Origin of the sequence: Mesobacterium hydrothermale (genome assembly GCF_035818635.1) — a bacterium.
In the GTDB taxonomy this organism is placed as follows: domain Bacteria; phylum Pseudomonadota; class Alphaproteobacteria; order Rhodobacterales; family Rhodobacteraceae; genus Mesobacterium_A; species Mesobacterium_A hydrothermale.
This window is the reverse complement of sequence record NZ_JAYLLH010000013.1, coordinates 1-16777: the sequence shown is the minus strand read 5'-3', so window position 1 is coordinate 16777 and position 16777 is coordinate 1. Positions and strand designations below refer to the sequence as shown.

The window sequence follows — 16777 nt, the reverse complement described above, 5'->3', positions numbered from 1 at the left end:
GGGTGGCGCGGGCCGAAACGGTCAGGATCAGGTGCCCGACTTGATCTTGGTCCACAGGCGGGTCACCACGCGCTGAACCTTGGGATCATAGGGCGTGGTGGTGAAGGTGTTTTCCATCGCCGCCGCATCCGGATAGATCGCCGGGTCGCCGATCACGTCTTCCTCAAGAAACTCTTGCGAGGCCTTGTTGCCGTTGGCGTAATAGACATAGTTCGACGCCGCCGCCATGTTCTGCGCGTCCATGATGAAGTTCAGGAACTTGTGCGCGCCATCGGGGTTTGGGGCATCCTCGGGGATGGCCATCTGGTCAAACCACATCTGCGCACCTTCGTCGGGCGCGTAGTAGCTGATTTCAACACCATTGTCCGCCTCGGCCGCGCGATCGCGGGCCTGCAGCACGTCACCCGACCAGCCAATCGCCACGCAGATATCGCCATTGGCCAGCGCGTTGATGTATTCCGAGCTGTGGAATTTCTGGATGTAGGGGCGGATCGCCATATAGACCGGCTCGGCCTTGGCGATGACATCGGGGTCATGGCTGTCGGGGTCTTCCCCGATATAGTTCAGCGCCGCCGGGATCATCTCGGTCGGGGCATCCAGGAAGTGAACGCCGCAGGCGGCCAGCTTTTCGATATTCTCGGGCTTGAACACCAGATCCCAGGAGGTCACCGGTGCGTCGTCACCCAACAGCTCCTTGACCTTGGCTTCGTTCACGCCGATCCCGGTGGTGCCCCACATGTAGTTGATGGAATATTCGTTGCCGGGGTCATAGGTCGCGGTCCGCGACGAGATCACATCCCACATGTTGACAAGGTTCGGCAGCTTGGACTTGTCGAGCTTCTGGAAGGCGCCCGCCTGGATCTGACGCTGCAGGAAGGTGCCTGTGGGCACCACCACGTCATACCCCGACCCGCCGGCCAGCATCTTGGTTTCCAGAACTTCGTTGCTGTCGAACACGTCGTAGATCAGGTCGATCCCGGTCTCGGCCTCGAATTTCGACAGAAGCTCTTCGTCGATGTAATCCGACCAGTTGTAAACGCGCACTTCCTCGGCGAAGGCCAGACCGGCGGTCAGAGCCAGCGCCGCGGTGGCGGTCATCAGTTTCAGTGTCATTCCATACTCCCCTTGAGCGACGGGATTTGGCATCCCTTGCCCCGAGTTTGATCAAATATTGCCATTCATGGCAACAGCAGGCATCTATTCATGGTGCGAAAGCCAAAGCAAGATCACTCGTGTCGATACCAAAACAGGCAATTGCAGCGATGATGGAACGTCCGCCAACCATGGTCGGAAAAGCGGGCTTGCCCGCGCATGAACTGGTGTATCGCAGGCTGCGCGAGATGATCCTGTTTGGCGAACTGGCGCCGGGGCAACCCGTCACGATCCAGGGCCTGACCGAGGAATTACAAGCGGGCATGACCCCGGTCAGAGAGGCGCTGCGCCGACTAACCGCCGAAGGGGCGCTGGATTTTCAGGGAAATCGCCGGATTTGCGTGCCGGTGCTGGAGGGCAATGACCTGGAACAGTTGCTGGTGGCGCGCAACGCGCTGGAGCCGGAACTGGCCCGGCGCGCCACGGCGCGCGCCACGGCAACCGACATTGCGGCGCTGGCCTCGATCGACGCGGCGCTGGATACAGCGATCCGCGATGACGATGTTTTTGGCTACCTGTCGCAGAACTATCGCTTTCATGCCGGGCTATATGCGCTGGCGAACGCACCGATTCTGTCGGGCATGGTCGATGCGTTGTGGTTGCGATTCGGCCCGTCGCTGCGGGGGGTTCTGAAGACACTGGGCCCCAGCGATACACCCGATCTGCACAAAGCGCTGCTTACCGCGCTTGCCCAACGCGACGCCGAAGCCGCATCGCGCGCCATCGCGCAGGACGTGGCACAGGGCATGACCCGACTGCGGGACGGTTTGATCCAGGCCTAGGCACGGCGTCAATTGACCGCCCCAAAATTTGATCATATTCTGCACGCAATCGCAGGACACTTCCGACAAAAGGCACATTCCATGGTCCAGGTTTCCAACCACATGCCCACGGCCGAGCTTCAGGCGCTCGATTCGGCCCACCACATGCATCCGTTCACCCAGGGCGCCGGTCTGCGCGCCAAGGGCCCGCGCGTGATCACCCGCGCCGAAGGCTGCTGGCTGACCGACAGCGAAGGCGAGCGGATCCTTGATGCCATGGCCGGTCTTTGGTGCGTCAACATCGGCTACGGGCGCAAGGAACTGGCCGATGCCGCAGCGCGCCAGATGCAGGAACTGCCCTATTACAACACGTTTTTCCAAACCACCCATGTGCCGGCCATCGCGCTGGCGCAGCGCATCGCCGAACTGGCGCCGGGCGATCTGAACCACGTGTTCTTTGCATCCTCGGGGTCCGAGGCGAATGACACCAACATCCGCCTGGTGCGCACCTACTGGGACGCGAAAGGCCAGCCCGACCGCAACGTGATCATCGCGCGCTGGAACGGCTATCACGGCTCGTCGGTGGGCTCGGGCTCGCTGGGTGGGATGAAGGGGATGCACGCGCAGGGCGGCATGCCGATTCCCGACATCCACCACATCAACCAGCCGCATTGGTGGAACGAAGGCGGCGAGATGTCGCCCGAAGAATTCGGCCTGGCCCGCGCCCGCGAGCTGGAAACCGCGATCGAACAGATCGGCCCCGACCGCGTCGGCGCCTTCATCGCCGAACCGGTGCAGGGCGCGGGCGGCGTGATCATCCCGCCGTCGACCTACTGGCCGGAAATCCAGCGGATCGTCGACAAGTACGGCATCCTGCTGATCGCGGACGAGGTCATCTGCGGCTTCGGCCGCACCGGCAACTGGTTCGGTTCCCAGACCATGAACATCCGCCCGCACATCATGACCATCGCCAAGGGGCTCAGCTCGGGCTACCAACCGATCGGCGGCTCGGTGGTCTGCGACGAGGTGGCAGAGGTCATTGCCGGGGTCGAGTTCAACCACGGCTATACCTATTCCGGTCACCCGGTCGCCTGCGCCGTGGCGCTGGAAAACCTGCGCATCCTTGACGAGGAAGGCATCGTGACCCGGGTCGCGACCGACACCGGTCCCTACCTGAAGGAAAAGTTCGAATCGCTCGCAGATCACCCGCTTGTGGGCGAAGCCAGGATCGTCGGCATGATGGGGTCCATCGCGCTGACCCCGGACAAGGCCAGCCGCGCCCAATTCGCGGCCGAGGCCGGGACCGTCGGCTACATCACCCGCGAACGCTGCTTCGCCAACAACCTGATCATGCGCCACGTCTACGACCGGATGATCATCTCTCCGCCGCTTGTGATCAGCCGCGACGAGATCGACACGCTGATCGAGCGGGCCTGGAAATCGCTGGACGAAGCCCACGCACGGCTCAAGGACGAAGGGTTGATGCAGGCCGCCCCGCGCGCCTGATCCGTCTTTGGTTTTCCAAATACCTCGGGGGTGAATTTGCCGGAACGGCAAAGAGGGGGCAGCGCCCCCTCCCCCGGGTCCGGGCAAAGCCCGGACAAGACCAGCGCGGGCGGGGCCGGATGGCCCCGCCCGCCCCGTTTTACTGAAGCTTGCCGATGGTCCAGAAGAACGTTTCGCCTGAACTGTCGTCGACACCGTCGTTGTCGGTGCTGACCCAGGCGGTGCCGTCCGCAAAAATCGCCAGCCCTTCGACCTTGTCGACGACATAGCCGCCGTTGGCAGCCAGGTCGGGGATCAGGTCGCGGACCTCTTGCTTGCTCACCACAGGCAGGTCACCGCCCAGCGGCGCGGCCACCATCTCCGAGGCCGGGACACGGAAGAGCTTCTTCACCTTGGCGTTCGACCCGATCTGGTTGTCGCGCTCGATGATATAGACCCAGTCACCGTGGGCCACGATTTCCGACAGGCCGATCCAGCCCGCGCCCTTCGGCTCCAGCGGATAGCGGACAGCGCCCCATTCCTTGGTTTCGGTGTTGTAGGCCACCAACTTGACGAAGCCCTTAGGGTCGTCTTTCCACTCGCGCTGAACGGCCATCCACAGGGTATCGCCGATCATCGTGACGCCTTCGAAACCAAAGCGGATCTCGTTGGCCAGCAGTTCTGCCGGCAGACCGATTTCCTTCTTGATCTCGCCCTTTGCGTTCACATTGTAGATCGCGTGCGGGATGACCCGGTCGGTGCGGCCTTCCGAGGCGATCCAGAACCCGCCCTTGCCGTCCAGCGTGATGCCTTCCATGTCCAGCTTCTGGGCCGGGCGGCCAGCGCGGGTCACGTCCAGCGCCGACACGATACGCGCCGGGGTCTGCTTGGTATCGACGGTGAAGATGCGCGGTTGGAAGCTGTAGAAGCTGTCGTTGACGAAATAGACCAGACCGTCTTCGCCCGCGACCATTCCCGAATTCGCGCCCCAGCCGATCAGTTCGTCCGCCCCGGCCGAAGTCAGTTGCGGATAGGCTGCCGGTGCGTCCTGGTATTCATAGATCATGACATGGCTGCGTACGCCGCCGTCTTCGATCAGGTCAGCCTCGTTCGCGGTGGCGAACAGGTTGCGTTCCGGGATCGCGATCACACCTTCAGGCGCGATGCCCGACGGCAGGGTCTGTTTCAGCACCGGCGCAGCGGGGTTGGTCACGTCGTAGACCTGCACGGTCGAGGCGCGTTCGGTCAGGACCAGCGCATAAGGCGTTCCGCCAAAGGTGGCGAATTCCATGCCCTCGGGTTCCACACCCTTGGCGTCCGAGCGTTTGTCCGGGTAGTGACCGGCCTGGATAACTGCGGTTTCGAACGCTGAGTTCGATTCGTAGACCAGTGTGCCGTCCTTGTGGAACACGGTGATCGACCGCGAGCCGCCGTCCATATCGCCTTCGTTGGCGATCATGAAATGGTTGTCGTCCAACCACTGGACCCCATCGGGTTCGCGCAGGCGGCCGGGCTGTTCGCCGTCAAAGGTCAGCGCGGCGCGCTCGTCGTCCAGATCGACACGTACCAGATCGACAGCACCGGCAGAGAAGTGGTTCAGCACGGTGCCATCGGCGCCGATCACGACCATTTCGTTGTTTTCCTGCATGGTCACGACGATTTCGCCCAGACCGTTCACGTCCACGAATTCCGGCTCCGGGTCTTCGCCGGCAATGGCGGCAAGACCGGTCACGTCGATCTTTTGCACATCGCAGTTCATCGCGCCGTTTTCGATCATCACCTTCGTGACCCACCCGGCGGGCATCTGCGGGACGCGGCCGTCGCCAAGATCTTCGTCGCGCTCGTTCTCGATGGCGACGACGACAAAGGTGCCCGCGTCGTCATGCGCGGTCGAATCGGGCTGGCCGCCCAGATCGCATTCGCCGGTGATCGCGCCAGAAGCAAGGTCGAGCGACACCAGTTTGCCGCCCGGCTTGGTGTAGCTTTCAGACGTGTTGACGCCAACGAACGCGGTATTGCCGATCACGGTGACCGAGGTCGGCTCGCCGTCCATATCGGTGTTGCCCAGCGGCTGCGGGTTCTTCGGGTCGGTGATGTCGATGCGGCCGACGACGCCCAGCGGGCTGTCGGAATAGACCAGTGTCATGCCGTCGTCGCTGGCGGCGATGATCTCGGCCGAGGATTCGCGCTTGGTATCCGCGCCTTCGGCCATGTTGCGCCAGGTTTCAAAGCTGGCGATGCGGTTGAAATTCATTTCCGCCGACGCGGCACCGGCGCAAAACGCAAGGGCCGAGGTCAGGCAAACAAGACGTCCAGTCATGTCAGGATCCCCGTTGGATAATCACCCGCGACAGGTGCGCCGCTTGTGTAACGGGGGAATGACTGTTCTGTGACGGCTGCGCGAAACTGTCAGAGCCCGCAGGGCGGCAGAATAACCTGATTGTCGCCGCCGGTGATGACCACCTGCCGGACCGGGGTTGGCGGCACCAGCACACGCGGCGCAGTCCCCGTACCTTCGATCAGAGAAATGCTCATCAGCCCGTTCAGATCGGGGCCGTCGCCTTTGCGGCAGGCATCGACATCGACGCCAAATGTGCCCGTGGTCGCGCCGCCGGTCTCGGCCTCCCAGTCGCGGATCAGGGCCTGTTGCGCCTTGAGTTGGGGCAGATCGCCAGGGGCCACCCGGAACAAAAGCGCCCCTTCGGTGGTTTCACGCCGTTGCAGAACATACCGCCCGCTGCTGCTGGCATGGGTGTCAGGGCGCTGCGCGGTCACGTTCAACACCGCCCCGCCGCGCGGGATATCCAACCCCTCTGGCAGGGTCACGACAACTTCGTATTGGCCCGGATCGGCCTCGAGCGGCGAGACATTGGTCAGCCGTTCGATGGTGTCACTGTCGAAATACCCGCACCCGGCAAGAAGCGTGCAGGCGGCAAGAACATGAGTCTTCATGCGAATTCTCCCTGCGCCCGGCACGGGGCGCGTTGCGTGACCGTTGCCCCGACTGTTGCAAATCCGGGCCCGGATGGCCAAGGGTTTTCGCCCGGCCTTCCCGCAAACCCCCGCAGGTCAGCGCCGCAACGCGTAACGGTCGTGTTCGGCAAAGACATCCATCAGGATCGTGCCCGCCGTCAGCTTTGCCCCGTGTTCGACTCCGGCCGGAATGTCATAGGAGTCGCCAGCCGTGCAGACTCGGGTTTCGCCGTTCATCGTCAGTTCGAACCGACCTTCGATCACCATACCCCATTGCGGGCCGTGGGAATGCGGCGGGATTTCCATATCCTTGTGAATGGTGAAAAACACGATCAGCCCGTCTTCGGACTGCATCGCGTTGGTCGTCACCAGATCCTCGGGCACCGGGATATCGGCGGCAGGAAGGGCACGGATGAAGGCTGGCAGGGGCATGGTGGAACTCCTCTCTCACACCCCTGTCATAGCACGGGTTCAGGCGCCGTAGGGAATCCAAACGGTCTTGACCTCGGTCGCCGCCTCAAGGAAGGGGCGGCCCTCGCCCTCGGCCCCGAACCAGTCGCGGGCAGCGCCATCGTTGACCCAGGTGCGCTTCAGGTTCCCCGCCGCCGCCTTTTCAATCACCGCCGACAGGTCGGTCGACGAGAATGACCAGACCGACTCCACGTTCATATGGCTGGCCAGCGCCGGGGCCAGATCGGCATGGCTGCCGGTCAGGATATTGACCACACCTCCCGGCAGGTCGGACGTATCCAGGACCTGGTAGAAATCCGTGGCCGCCAGCGGGAAGGGTTCGCTGGCCACCAGCACCACCCGGTTGCCCATGGCGATCGCCGGCGCCATCACCGACACCAGCCCCAGAAGCGGCGCGTCGTCCGGGCAGAATGCCCCGATCACGCCGCAGGGTTCGCGCATCGCCAACGCCGCACCCCGGATCGGCACGGACCGCACCTGCCCGTCGAACTTGTCGGCCCAGGCGGCATAGGTGAACAGCCGGTCGACACTGGCATCGACCTCCTTGTCACCGCTGCGCGTCCCGGTCATCCGGTTCAAGGTCACGGCGAATTCGTCTTTCCGCGCGGCAAGGTTTTCGGCGATGTAATAGAGGATCTGCGCCCGCAGATGCGCCGTGGCCGCGGCCCAGCCCCTGCCCCCCTGCGCCGCCTCGACCGCGTTGCGGACATCCTTGCGGTTGGCGATGGGCGCCTGCCCGATCAGCGTGCCGTTGCGGTTATGGATCGCGCGGGCATAGCCACCATCGGGGCGCACCTGCTTGCCCCCGATGTACAGTTTGGCGGTGCGGTCCACAGCCTGCGGCTCGACCGTGTCGCCCTTGAAGGGCATCACGGGTTTCAGCGGCTTCGGTTTGCCCGCGGGCCGGGTGTAGGCCTGCAACCCCTCCCAGCCACCTTCGCGGCCAAAGCCGCTTTCGCGCACACCGCCGAACCCTGCCGCGGCATCGAACATGTTCGTGCCATTGACCCAGACCACGCCCGCGGCCAGTTTCGGCGCGATGTCCAGCGCGACGTTGATGTTCTCCGACCAGACCGACGCCGCCAGCCCGTAGCGGGTGTTGTTGGCGATCTCGACCGCCTCGCCCGGGGTGCGGAAGGTGGTGGCGCACAGCACCGGACCAAAGATCTCCTCCTGCATCAGGTGCGAGGCCGGGTGCAGCCCGGTGATCAATGTCGGGGCATAATAACAGCCCTGGTTCGGCAAGGTGCACGGGGTGCGGTACACCTCACCCTCGGTATTGCCATCCACCAACGCCTGGATGCGCGCCAGCTGCGACGGATCGACGATCGCGCCTACGTCGATGCTCTTGTCCAGCGGGTCGCCGATGCGCAGCTTGTCCATCCGGGCGCGCAGCTTGGCGTGAAACCGCTCGGCAATCCCTTCCTGTACGATCAGGCGCGATCCGGCGCAGCAGACCTGCCCCTGGTTGAACCAGATCGCATCGACCAGCCCCTCGACCGCGCTGTCGATATCGGCATCCTCAAAGACGATGTATGGCGACTTGCCTCCCAGCTCCAGCGTCAGGGCCTTGCCCGACCCGGCAGTCGCCGCGCGGATCTTGCGACCGACCTCGGTCGAACCGGTAAAGGCCACCTTGTCCACATCGGCCTTCACGATCATCTCGCCGACGTGACCGTCGCCGGTCACGATATTGACAACCCCCTTGGGCAGCCCCGCCTGGCGGCAGATATCGGCGAACAGCATCGCGGTCAGCGAGGTATACTCGGCAGGCTTCAGCACAACGGTGTTGCCCATGGCAATCGCCGGCGCCACCTTCCACGCCAGCATCAGCAGCGGGAAATTCCATGGGATCACCTGCCCGCACACGCCCAGCGCCTCGCGCCCGGGCAGTTCGGCGGCCATCAGCTGCGCCATGCCCGCGTGGTAATAGAAATGCCGCGCCGCCAGCGGCACGTCGATGTCACGGCTCTCACGGATCGGCTTGCCGTTGTCCAGCGTTTCCAGCACCGCGAACAGCCGCGCGTGTTTCTGCAACAGACGCGCCAGCGCATACAGGAACCGCGCGCGCCCCGCGCCGCCCAGCCGCGCCCATTTCGGCTGGGCCCGACGCGCCGCGCTGACAGCAGCCTCCACATCGGCCGGCGTCGCCTGGGTCAGCAGCGCCAGCACCTCGCCCGTCGCCGGGTTGCGGCTTTCGAACCCGTCACCTGGCTCGGTAAAGGCACCGTCGATGAAATGCCCGAACCGGTCTCCCTGGTCGACCAGCCAGGCCAGCGCGTCCCCTGCGCTTTCGGGGGCGGTGCCATAGTCCATGGACTGGAAGATATCCTTGATGGTCATGCTTTCATCTTTCCAAAAATACTCAATTCCCCGCGTGTCATGGGCACGCCGTCAGGCAAGATCGCTGCGCGCCCCTCAGGCCATCGCGTGCCGCCAACCGGCGGAATAGGCACCGGTGACGTGATGTTCCAGCTGCCGTTCGATATCGCCCAGCAGGCTCGACGCCCCGAACCGGAACAGGTCGGGCCGCAGCCAGCGGTCACCCAGTTCCTCCTTGATCAGCGCAAGGTAGTTCAACGCGTCCTTGGCCTTGGAAATCCCGCCCGCGGGTTTGTAGCCAACGCGGTAGCCCGTCGCATCGTGATAGTCGCGGATCGCGCGGATCATCACCAGCGACACCGGCAGGGTCGCGTTCACGCTTTCCTTCCCGGTAGAGGTCTTGATGAAATCTGCCCCCGCCATCATGCAGACCAGCGAGGCCCGCGCGACATTCTGCAAGGTGCCCAGCTCGCCCGTCGCCAGGATCGCCTTCACATGCGCCTCGCCGCAGGCGGCGCGAAAGGCACGCGTCTCGTCATAAAGTGCCTGCCAGTTGCCGGTCAGGACGTGACGACGGGAAATCACGATGTCGATTTCCGCCGCGCCCGCGGTCACGCTTTCGCCGATCTCGGCCACGCGCAGGTGAAACGGCGACAGCCCTGCGGGAAAGCCGGTGCTGACCGCGGCGACGGGAATGCCGCTGCCCTCCAGCGCGGTGACCGCCGGTGCGATCATGTCGTGATACACGCAGACCGCACCCACGGTCAGCCCGCCCATGCCCAAAGCGTCCAGCAGGTCGGCGCGCACCGGCTGGCGCGCCTTGGCACACAGCCGCCCGACCCGGCCCGCGGTGTCATCGCCCGCCAGCGTCGTCAGGTCGATGCAGGAAATCGCCCGGCACAGCCACGCCGCCTGAAAATCCTTCTTCACCGACCGTCGCCCCGGCAGCGTTGCCGCGCGCCGTTCGATGGCCGACCGGTTGGCGGTGGCGCGCATCACCCAGTCAAGGTCCAGCGCCATGCCGGGATTGCGCGGCTCGGTGGTCTGGGGCAAGTGAATCTGGCTGGGACTATGGGTGCTGTGCATCGCTCGACTTCGGCTGTTGGGACCCGCGAAAAATCGCACGGGCCACCGCGCAAGGCAAGCACGCAGGCAGAGCACTGCCGCCACGGCAAAAGTCTGCTTTTGCGAGTCATTCACAGGTGACTTGACCAATCGCGTTCGGCGCACATATCTTGTTGCGAATGAATTGCAACAGAGAGACCCCATGCCAAGCCGCCGAACGCTGCTGACAACCCTTGCCGCCTTGCCCCTTGCGACGGTCCCGGCGCTGGCCGCGTCGCGCCCGTCAATCGTTGCGACCACCGGCATGATCGCCGATGCCGTGGCCGGGATCGCCGGGGACCGGGTAAACCTGACCACGTTGATGGGACCGGGTGTGGACCCGCACGGCTATCGCCAGACCCGCAGCGACATCGTTGCGCTGACCCGCGCCGACCTAGTGCTGTGCAACGGGCTGCACCTGGAGGCGCAGATGACCGAGTTTCTGGACCGTCTTGCCGCGCGCACCCGCGTGGTCGCCGTGGCCGAAGCGGTTCCCGAAAACCTGGTGATCCACCGGTCCACCCGCTCCGATCCGCATGTCTGGATGGTGCCGTCGCTCTGGCGCCATGCCGTGGGCGCAGTGGAAATGGCGCTGACTGCGCTGCTGCCGGATCAGACCGATGCCCTGCGCGCGAATGCCCAGGCCTATCTGGCGCAGATGGACCGGCTGCAAACCTATGCACAAGACATGCTGACTGGGGTTCCCGAAGCCGCGCGCGTGCTGGTGACCGCCCATGATGCCTTTGGCTATTTCGGGCGAGATTTCGGGTTCCAGGTCGAAGGCATCCAGGGCATTTCGACCGAAAGCGAGGCCGGGCTGAACCGCATCCGCAGCCTGACAGACCTGCTGGTCGACCGCCAGATCGGCGCGGTTTTCGTCGAAAGCTCTGTTTCTGACCGCAACCTGCGCGCACTGATCGAAGGCGCCGCGGCGCGCGGGCATCGCGTCACCGTTGGAGGCGAGCTTTATTCCGATGCCATGGGTGCCCCTGGCACCTACGAGGCGACGTATGTGGGCATGATCGACCACAACGTGACGACCATCGCAGGGGCACTTGGCGCGGACGTGCCTGCGCGCGGCATGACGGGCAGGCTGGGCGCATGAGCGAGACCTTGCCCGTCACCTTGGGGAACGTGACCCCCGTGACGCCGACGGACCTGAACGCAGTGCCGTTCGCCCTGCGCGGCCTGACGGTCAGCTATGGCGACCAGCCGGTGGTTCTGGACGTCGACATGACCGCCCTGGCCGGGCGGATGACGGCGATCATCGGGCCGAACGGGGCGGGGAAATCGACCCTGCTCAAGGCCGCGCTTGGGATCGTGCCGCGCCTGTCAGGGCAGGTCACGATCTTTGGTCAGCCCTTCGAGCGCCAGCGCGGGCGGGTCGCCTATGTGCCGCAGCGGGCGGCGGTGGACTGGGATTTCCCGTCTGATGTGCTGGATGTTGTGCTGATGGGTCTCACCCGCGAACTGGGCCTGTTGCGCCGGATCCGTTCCGCGCATCGCGACCGGGCCCTTGCCTGTCTGGACCGCGTGGGGATGCGCGATTTTGCCAGACGCCAGATCGGGCAGCTTTCCGGCGGCCAGCAACAGCGCGTGTTCCTTGCCCGCGCCCTGGCGCAGCAGGCCGAGGTGTACCTGTTGGACGAACCCTTTGCCGGGGTCGACATGGCCACCGAGCGCGCGATCATCGGAGTGCTGCACGCGCTGCGCGACGAAGGCCGGACCATCGTCTGCGTGCACCACGACCTGAGCACGGTGGCGCGGTATTTCGACGACGTGTTCCTGGTCAACCGGGAACGGATTGCCGAGGGTACGGTGGCGCAGGCCTTTACCCCCGAGGCCCTGCACCGCGCTTATGGCGGGCGGCTGGACACCGCCACGCTGGCGCTGGGGGCGGCATGATCTGGCAGGCGCTGATGCTGCAACTGGGCTACAACGCCAGCCTTGTCGCGCTTGGCGCGGCGGCGCTGGGGCTGGCGGCTGGCGCTGTCGGAGCATTCCTGTTCCTGCACAAGCGGGCGCTGGTGTCCGACGCGGTCAGCCACGCCACCCTGCCGGGGCTGGTCGGGGTGTTCCTGATCCTGACGCTGCTGGGCGGTGACGGGCGGGATGTGCTGGCGCTGATGGCCGGCTCGGCGCTGTCGGCCTGGCTGGGGCTGCGCTGGGTGCGCTGGCTGACAACCCGGACGCGCCTGCCCGAAGATGCCGCCATCGGTGCCGCGTTGTCGGTGCTGTTCGGTTTCGGGATCGTGTTGATGACCGTGGTGCAGGCCCTGCCCGCAGGCCGTCAGGCCGGGCTGGAAAGCTATCTTCTGGGCTCGACCGCCGGGATGCTGTTTTCCGAAGCGGTGATCATCGCGTTTGGCGGGCTGGCCGTGCTGGCAGGGGTGTTCCTGTTTCGCAGGCCCCTGACGCTGACCGCGTTCGATCCGGTCTTTGCCGCGACGCAGGGGGTGTCGCAGCGCAAGAGCGACGCGATGCTGATGGGGCTGGTCCTGGCGATCACGGTGGTCGGGCTGAAGATCGTCGGGCTGATCCTGATCGTCGCGCTGCTGGTCATCCCGCCTACCACGGCGCGGTTCTGGACCGACAGCGTTTCCCGGCTGGTTGTCCTGTCGGGCGGGCTGGGCGCGGTCGCCGCCTATGTCGGCGCGGCGCTGTCGGCATCGGCGCCGAACCTGCCAACCGGACCGATCATCGTGCTGGTGGGCGTCGCGCTGTTTACCCTGTCGCTGGTGGCCGCGCCCCGGCGCGGGGCCCTGGCCCGGGCGATCCGGCACAGACGCGCAGCACGGGGCCTTTGATCATGGGAGCCGAGTTTGTCGCCCTGTCCCTGCCCCCGCTGTTGATCGGGACCCTTGCCGCGCTGGCCTGCGCCTTGCCCGGCAATTTCCTGCTGCTGCGGCGGCAAGCGCTGATGGGCGATGCGATCAGCCATGTGGTGCTGCCCGGGATCGTCGTGGCCTTTCTGTTGACCGGGCAGGTCAGCACCTGGCCGATGCTGTTGGGCGCCGCCGGGGCCGCGATCCTGGCCGCGCTGCTGATCGAGGCGGTGCGGCGGCTGGGGCGGTTGAACGCCGGCACGGCGATGGGGGTCGTTTTCACCGCGATGTTCGCCGGTGGCGTGTTGCTGCTGGAGCAATCCGACACGTCATCTGTGCACCTTGACGTACAGCACGCGCTGTATGGCAACCTGGAAAGCCTGATCTGGCTGGACGGGCTGGGCTGGTCTTCGCTGCTGGACCCCCGGGCCTTGCAAGGCCTGCCGCCGGAACTGGCGCGGATGGCGCTGTGCCTGCTGCTGGTGGCCGGGGCGATCTGGCTGTTCTGGCGGCCCCTGAAACTGTCCACCTTCGACGAAGAGTTTGCCCGTTCGCAGGGACTGCCGGTGGCACTGATCGGTTTCGGGCTGGTGGTGCTGGCGGCGATTGCGGCGGTCGCGGCATTCGATGCCGTGGGGTCGATCATCGTGATCGCCATGTTCATCTGCCCGCCCGCAGCCGCGCGGTTGATGACCAACAGCTTGCAGGCACAGGTGTGGTGGAGCCTTGGCTTTGCCGCGCTGGCGGCGGTTGCGGGGTACGTTCTGGCCGGGTACGGGCCGATCTGGCTGGGCTTCACGCAGTCGGTCAGCGCGGCGGGGATGATCGCGACGGTGTCGGGGCTGATCCTGACGCTGGCCGCGCTCTTCGCGCCGCATCGGACCAGCTGAGGCCTATTCCACCGGGCGGATAAGCTTGCGTTCCAGGACGCGCAGCACGGTCTTCAGGTCCTGTCCGCGTTTCAACACCTGGCCATCCATGCCGATCACCGCGTACATCCCCTGTTTCAGACGCAGCGCGGGGCGCTTTTCGATCTTGTAGAGCGGGTTTTCCGCCGTGCGCCGAAAGACGGAAAACACGGCCACGTCACGCAGGTTGGAAATACCGTAGTCACGCCATTCTCCGGCGGCGACCATCCGACCGTAAAGCGACAGGATGACCGAAAGCTCGGTCCGGTGGAAGGCGACCTGCGACGCGCTGGTGCCGCCGGGAAACGGGGTCAGGCTGTTCATTTCTCAACAGTTGCGCTGATTTTTCCACAAATCAAGAGAGTCCGCGCCCGCCGAAGCGTTTGGCGAAGGCCTCTGCCGCCGCAGGCATCGCTGCCATGTCGCCATCGCCACGGTCGAACCAGTGCTCGGCCCGCGGAGAAAGCGTGGCATAGCGCCTGGCAACCGCCGCGTGCAGGTCGCGCGGGGTGATCGCGTCGGGCATCAGTTCCGCCGGCAGTTCGGGCCAGCGCAGCACCAGGCGGCGCCAGCGGTGGATCAGCAGGATGCGAGCGGATGCGGCGGTCAGCGGGTCGGGGTTCGCGATCGCGCCAAGGTCGGACAGATCCGCGGCCAGCCGTTCCAGCGCGGTCAGGTGGTCCGGATCCAGCCCGTCGATCACCGCCTGCCGCGACGTGGGCGACAATTGGCCGGTGATCCGAAAACCCGCGCCCGAGGGTTGCGGGACATCTGCGGGACGCAGGGTGCCCCCGGCCACGGTCAGCCCCGGCAAGTCGGGCCCGGCATCGAACACCCAGTCCGTCACAGGCCCAAGGCGCGGCGGGGCATAGATGCGGGCAGTGGCGGGGCCGAATGTCTCGGACCCCTTGCGGGTCAGGCAGTAGGAACTGTTGCGCCCCTCGCGCCGCCCTTCGATCCAGCCGTCGCTGGCCAGCCGGGACAGGGCCGTGCGCAACGCGCTGTTGCCGATGCCGATCCGGCCCAGAAGCCGCGACAGCCGCGCGGTGGCGATACGCCCGCCGCGATGCTGCACGCTGTCACCGAAGACGGTGATGACCAATGACCAGACCCGCAGGCGGCCTTCGGCATGCAGGCGGGTGACAAGGGGCGCGAGCGGATCCATCGGGCCATGGTTAAGGGCTTTGCCCGGCAATGCAACGGCACGCGCGTGGTGCCGTTGCGTTCGAGTATTTATGGGAAAGATGAAAGGATCAGCGGCTGTAGCTGACCATGGTCAGCAGTTCGTATTCCGCCACCTGGTCCCTGTCCTGGTTGTAGAGCGTGGCGGTCCACGCGACCTCTCCGTAGCTGTCGGTTCGGCGGGTCTTGCGCTTGCAGGTCAGGCGGACGCGGATCGTGTCGCCGGGGCTGACCGGTTTCTGGAAGCTGAGTGCGTTCAGCCCGGTGTTGGCCAGCACCGGCCCCGGGTCGGGCTGGACGAAAAGCCCGGCAGCGAAGCTGAGCAAAAGGTAGCCATGGGCCACACGGCCGGGGAAGAACGGGTTCGCGCGCGCGGCGTCTTCGTCCATGTGGGCATAAAAGGTGTCGCCGGTGAAATGGGCGAAATGCTCGATATCCTCAAGCGTGACCTGGCGCTCTGCCGTCCACAGTGTCTGGCCGATGGCGAGATCGTGGAAGGTTTGCTGGAACGGGTGGACGGGGTCGCCGCGTTCGGCGCTGCCTGGCACCCATTGGCCGGTGACGGCGGTCAGCATGTCGGGTGAGCCCTGCACCGCGCAGCGTTGCATGTAGTGCAGAACGCCGCGGATACCGCCAAGCTCCTCGCCGCCGCCGGCGCGGCCCGGGCCACCGTGCAGCAGATGCGGCAGCGGGGAGCCATGGCCTGTCGCCTCTCCCATGCTGTCGCGGTCGGCGATGTAGAGCCGCCCGTGCCAGGCGGCGGTTTCCACCGCGACGCAGCGCGCCACCGCCGGGTCATGGGTGATGAGCGAGGCCACAAGCGAGCCGCCGCCGCGATTGGCAAGCTCTGCCGCGTGGGAGAGATCGCGGTAGGGCATCAGGGTCGAGACCGGGCCAAACGCTTCGCAGTCATGGACCGCGCGGGCGGCGTCGGGATCGTCGCAGCGCAGCAGGATGGGGGCGAGAAAGCCGGTGCCGGGGGCGTCGGGTACCGCGAGATCGCCCGTGGGGACGCGGGTGGTTTCGCCTGCCAGGCGATCGACCACCGCCAGGACGTCGGCCTTTTGCGCGGCAGACACCAGCGCGCCCATGCGCACATCGGTTTCCGGGTCGCCGATGGTGGTGGTGGCCAGCCGGGCCGACAGCGCCTCTGCCACGGTGCCGATGTGACGGTCCGGCACGATGATGCGGCGAATCGCCGTGCATTTCTGCCCGGCCTTGACGGTGCTTTCCTGCGCCGCCTGCTTGATGAACAGGTCGAATTCGGGCGTGCCCGGCGCGGCGTCAGGGCCAAGGATCGAGGCGTTCAGGCTGTCCTGTTCGGCAACAAACCGGGTGGAGTTGCGCAGCAGGGTCATGTTCGAGCGCAGCTTGAGCGCGGTGGCGGCAGAGCCGGTAAAGCTGACCACGTCCTGTGGACCGAGGTGATCCAGGAGGTTGCCGGTCCCGCCGACGATCAGCTGCACCGCACCTTCGGGCAGGATGCCCGACTCGACGATCATGCGGAAACAGGCCTCGGCTAGTGGATTGAATCCAACATTTGGAACCCTCGATTTCTTGCGGCGATGATGTCGTTGGGGTCTGCCCGCCAAAC

14 protein-coding genes and 1 pseudogene are annotated in these 16777 nt (G+C 65.5%); 6 read left to right on the top strand and 9 right to left on the bottom strand.

The features are described from left to right. Nucleotides 1-27: 27 nt before the first annotated feature. Nucleotides 28-1113 (bottom strand): polyamine ABC transporter substrate-binding protein, encoded by a 1086-nt coding sequence (locus tag VK792_RS10870; protein WP_326297512.1) that lies wholly within the window; start codon nt 1111-1113, stop codon nt 28-30. A 152-nt stretch (nt 1114-1265) separates the two neighbouring features. Between VK792_RS10870 and VK792_RS10865 the strand changes: the two genes are divergently transcribed. Both VK792_RS10865 and VK792_RS10860 read left to right on the top strand, forming a co-directional pair. Then, nucleotides 1266-1934 carry a GntR family transcriptional regulator gene (locus VK792_RS10865; RefSeq protein WP_435404843.1) on the top strand — a complete coding sequence of 223 codons (669 nt, stop codon included), beginning with the start codon at nt 1266-1268 and terminating at the stop codon, nt 1932-1934. An 81-nt stretch (nt 1935-2015) separates the two neighbouring features. After that, nucleotides 2016-3419 (top strand): aspartate aminotransferase family protein, encoded by a 1404-nt coding sequence (locus tag VK792_RS10860; RefSeq protein ID WP_326297510.1) that lies wholly within the window; start codon nt 2016-2018, stop codon nt 3417-3419. 139 nt (nt 3420-3558) lie between these two features. Here VK792_RS10860 and VK792_RS10855 read toward each other — a convergent pair whose 3' ends face one another. From VK792_RS10855 to deoC, 5 genes are all read right to left on the bottom strand, one after another. After that, complete coding sequence (locus VK792_RS10855) at nt 3559-5718, bottom strand: esterase-like activity of phytase family protein (protein ID WP_326297509.1); 2160 nt, start codon at nt 5716-5718, stop codon at nt 3559-3561. Between the two features lie 89 nt (nt 5719-5807). Further along, on the bottom strand, nt 5808-6350 hold the full coding sequence (locus tag VK792_RS10850) for a hypothetical protein (protein WP_326297508.1): 543 nt from the start codon (nt 6348-6350) through the stop codon (nt 5808-5810). Nucleotides 6351-6467: 117 nt separating this feature from the next. Beyond that, entirely contained in the window at nt 6468-6803 is a 336-nt protein-coding gene (locus VK792_RS10845) for a cupin domain-containing protein (RefSeq protein WP_326297507.1), read from the bottom strand. Nucleotides 6804-6842: 39 nt separating this feature from the next. Continuing rightward, nucleotides 6843-9185, bottom strand: a complete 2343-nt coding sequence (locus tag VK792_RS10840) for an aldehyde dehydrogenase family protein (protein ID WP_326297506.1) — start codon at nt 9183-9185, stop codon at nt 6843-6845. A 75-nt stretch (nt 9186-9260) separates the two neighbouring features. Further along, nucleotides 9261-10250 carry a deoxyribose-phosphate aldolase gene (gene deoC / locus VK792_RS10835; RefSeq protein WP_326297505.1) on the bottom strand — a complete coding sequence of 330 codons (990 nt, stop codon included), beginning with the start codon at nt 10248-10250 and terminating at the stop codon, nt 9261-9263. Nucleotides 10251-10431: 181 nt separating this feature from the next. Here deoC and VK792_RS10830 point away from each other — a divergent pair, with 181 nt between their 5' ends. From VK792_RS10830 to VK792_RS10815, 4 genes are read left to right on the top strand one after another with little or no spacing between them, the layout of a single operon-like run. Beyond that, nucleotides 10432-11373 (top strand): metal ABC transporter solute-binding protein, Zn/Mn family, encoded by a 942-nt coding sequence (locus tag VK792_RS10830; protein ID WP_326297504.1) that lies wholly within the window; start codon nt 10432-10434, stop codon nt 11371-11373. Beyond that, entirely contained in the window at nt 11370-12173 is an 804-nt protein-coding gene (locus VK792_RS10825) for a metal ABC transporter ATP-binding protein (RefSeq protein WP_326297503.1), read from the top strand. Before VK792_RS10830 ends, VK792_RS10825 begins: the two co-directional genes overlap by 4 nt. Beyond that, nucleotides 12170-13075 carry a metal ABC transporter permease gene (locus VK792_RS10820; protein ID WP_326297502.1) on the top strand — a complete coding sequence of 302 codons (906 nt, stop codon included), beginning with the start codon at nt 12170-12172 and terminating at the stop codon, nt 13073-13075. Before VK792_RS10825 ends, VK792_RS10820 begins: the two co-directional genes overlap by 4 nt. 2 nt (nt 13076-13077) lie before the next feature. Beyond that, nucleotides 13078-13983 carry a metal ABC transporter permease gene (locus VK792_RS10815; RefSeq protein WP_326297501.1) on the top strand — a complete coding sequence of 302 codons (906 nt, stop codon included), beginning with the start codon at nt 13078-13080 and terminating at the stop codon, nt 13981-13983. 3 nt (nt 13984-13986) lie between these two features. Here the strand turns inward: VK792_RS10815 and VK792_RS10810 are convergent, their stop codons facing one another. From VK792_RS10810 to paaZ, 3 genes and pseudogenes are all read right to left on the bottom strand, one after another. Next, the gene (locus tag VK792_RS10810; RefSeq protein WP_326297500.1) at nt 13987-14325 is read right to left on the bottom strand and encodes a DUF2794 domain-containing protein; all 339 of its coding nucleotides are present in this window, start codon (nt 14323-14325) and stop codon (nt 13987-13989) included. A 31-nt stretch (nt 14326-14356) separates the two neighbouring features. Continuing rightward, a complete protein-coding gene (locus VK792_RS10805; protein WP_326297499.1) occupies nt 14357-15166 on the bottom strand; it encodes a PaaX family transcriptional regulator C-terminal domain-containing protein in 810 nt (269 codons plus the stop codon). A gap of 88 nt (nt 15167-15254) precedes the next feature. Next, a pseudogene (gene paaZ / locus VK792_RS10800) lies at nt 15255-16706 on the bottom strand (phenylacetic acid degradation bifunctional protein PaaZ); the annotation flags it as partial. Between the last annotated feature and the right edge of the window lie 71 nt (nt 16707-16777).

What these genes read in the sequence shown, in the direction of transcription:
- VK792_RS10845 (WP_326297507.1), bottom strand. Translation starts at nt 6,803, where the DNA reads ATGCCCCTGCCAGCCTTCATCCGTGCCCTTCCTGCCGCCGATATCCCG.
- VK792_RS10810 (WP_326297500.1), bottom strand. Translation starts at nt 14,325, where the DNA reads ATGAACAGCCTGACCCCGTTTCCCGGCGGCACCAGCGCGTCGCAGGTC.
- VK792_RS10830 (WP_326297504.1), top strand. Translation starts at nt 10,432, where the DNA reads ATGCCAAGCCGCCGAACGCTGCTGACAACCCTTGCCGCCTTGCCCCTT.
- VK792_RS10805 (WP_326297499.1), bottom strand. Translation starts at nt 15,166, where the DNA reads ATGGATCCGCTCGCGCCCCTTGTCACCCGCCTGCATGCCGAAGGCCGC.
- VK792_RS10855 (WP_326297509.1), bottom strand. Translation starts at nt 5,718, where the DNA reads ATGACTGGACGTCTTGTTTGCCTGACCTCGGCCCTTGCGTTTTGCGCC.
- VK792_RS10820 (WP_326297502.1), top strand. Translation starts at nt 12,170, where the DNA reads ATGATCTGGCAGGCGCTGATGCTGCAACTGGGCTACAACGCCAGCCTT.
- VK792_RS10865 (WP_435404843.1), top strand. Translation starts at nt 1,266, where the DNA reads ATGGAACGTCCGCCAACCATGGTCGGAAAAGCGGGCTTGCCCGCGCAT.
- VK792_RS10850 (WP_326297508.1), bottom strand. Translation starts at nt 6,350, where the DNA reads ATGAAGACTCATGTTCTTGCCGCCTGCACGCTTCTTGCCGGGTGCGGG.
- VK792_RS10815 (WP_326297501.1), top strand. Translation starts at nt 13,078, where the DNA reads ATGGGAGCCGAGTTTGTCGCCCTGTCCCTGCCCCCGCTGTTGATCGGG.
- VK792_RS10840 (WP_326297506.1), bottom strand. Translation starts at nt 9,185, where the DNA reads ATGACCATCAAGGATATCTTCCAGTCCATGGACTATGGCACCGCCCCC.
- VK792_RS10825 (WP_326297503.1), top strand. Translation starts at nt 11,370, where the DNA reads ATGAGCGAGACCTTGCCCGTCACCTTGGGGAACGTGACCCCCGTGACG.
- deoC (WP_326297505.1), bottom strand. Translation starts at nt 10,250, where the DNA reads ATGCACAGCACCCATAGTCCCAGCCAGATTCACTTGCCCCAGACCACC.
- VK792_RS10870 (WP_326297512.1), bottom strand. Translation starts at nt 1,113, where the DNA reads ATGACACTGAAACTGATGACCGCCACCGCGGCGCTGGCTCTGACCGCC.
- VK792_RS10860 (WP_326297510.1), top strand. Translation starts at nt 2,016, where the DNA reads ATGGTCCAGGTTTCCAACCACATGCCCACGGCCGAGCTTCAGGCGCTC.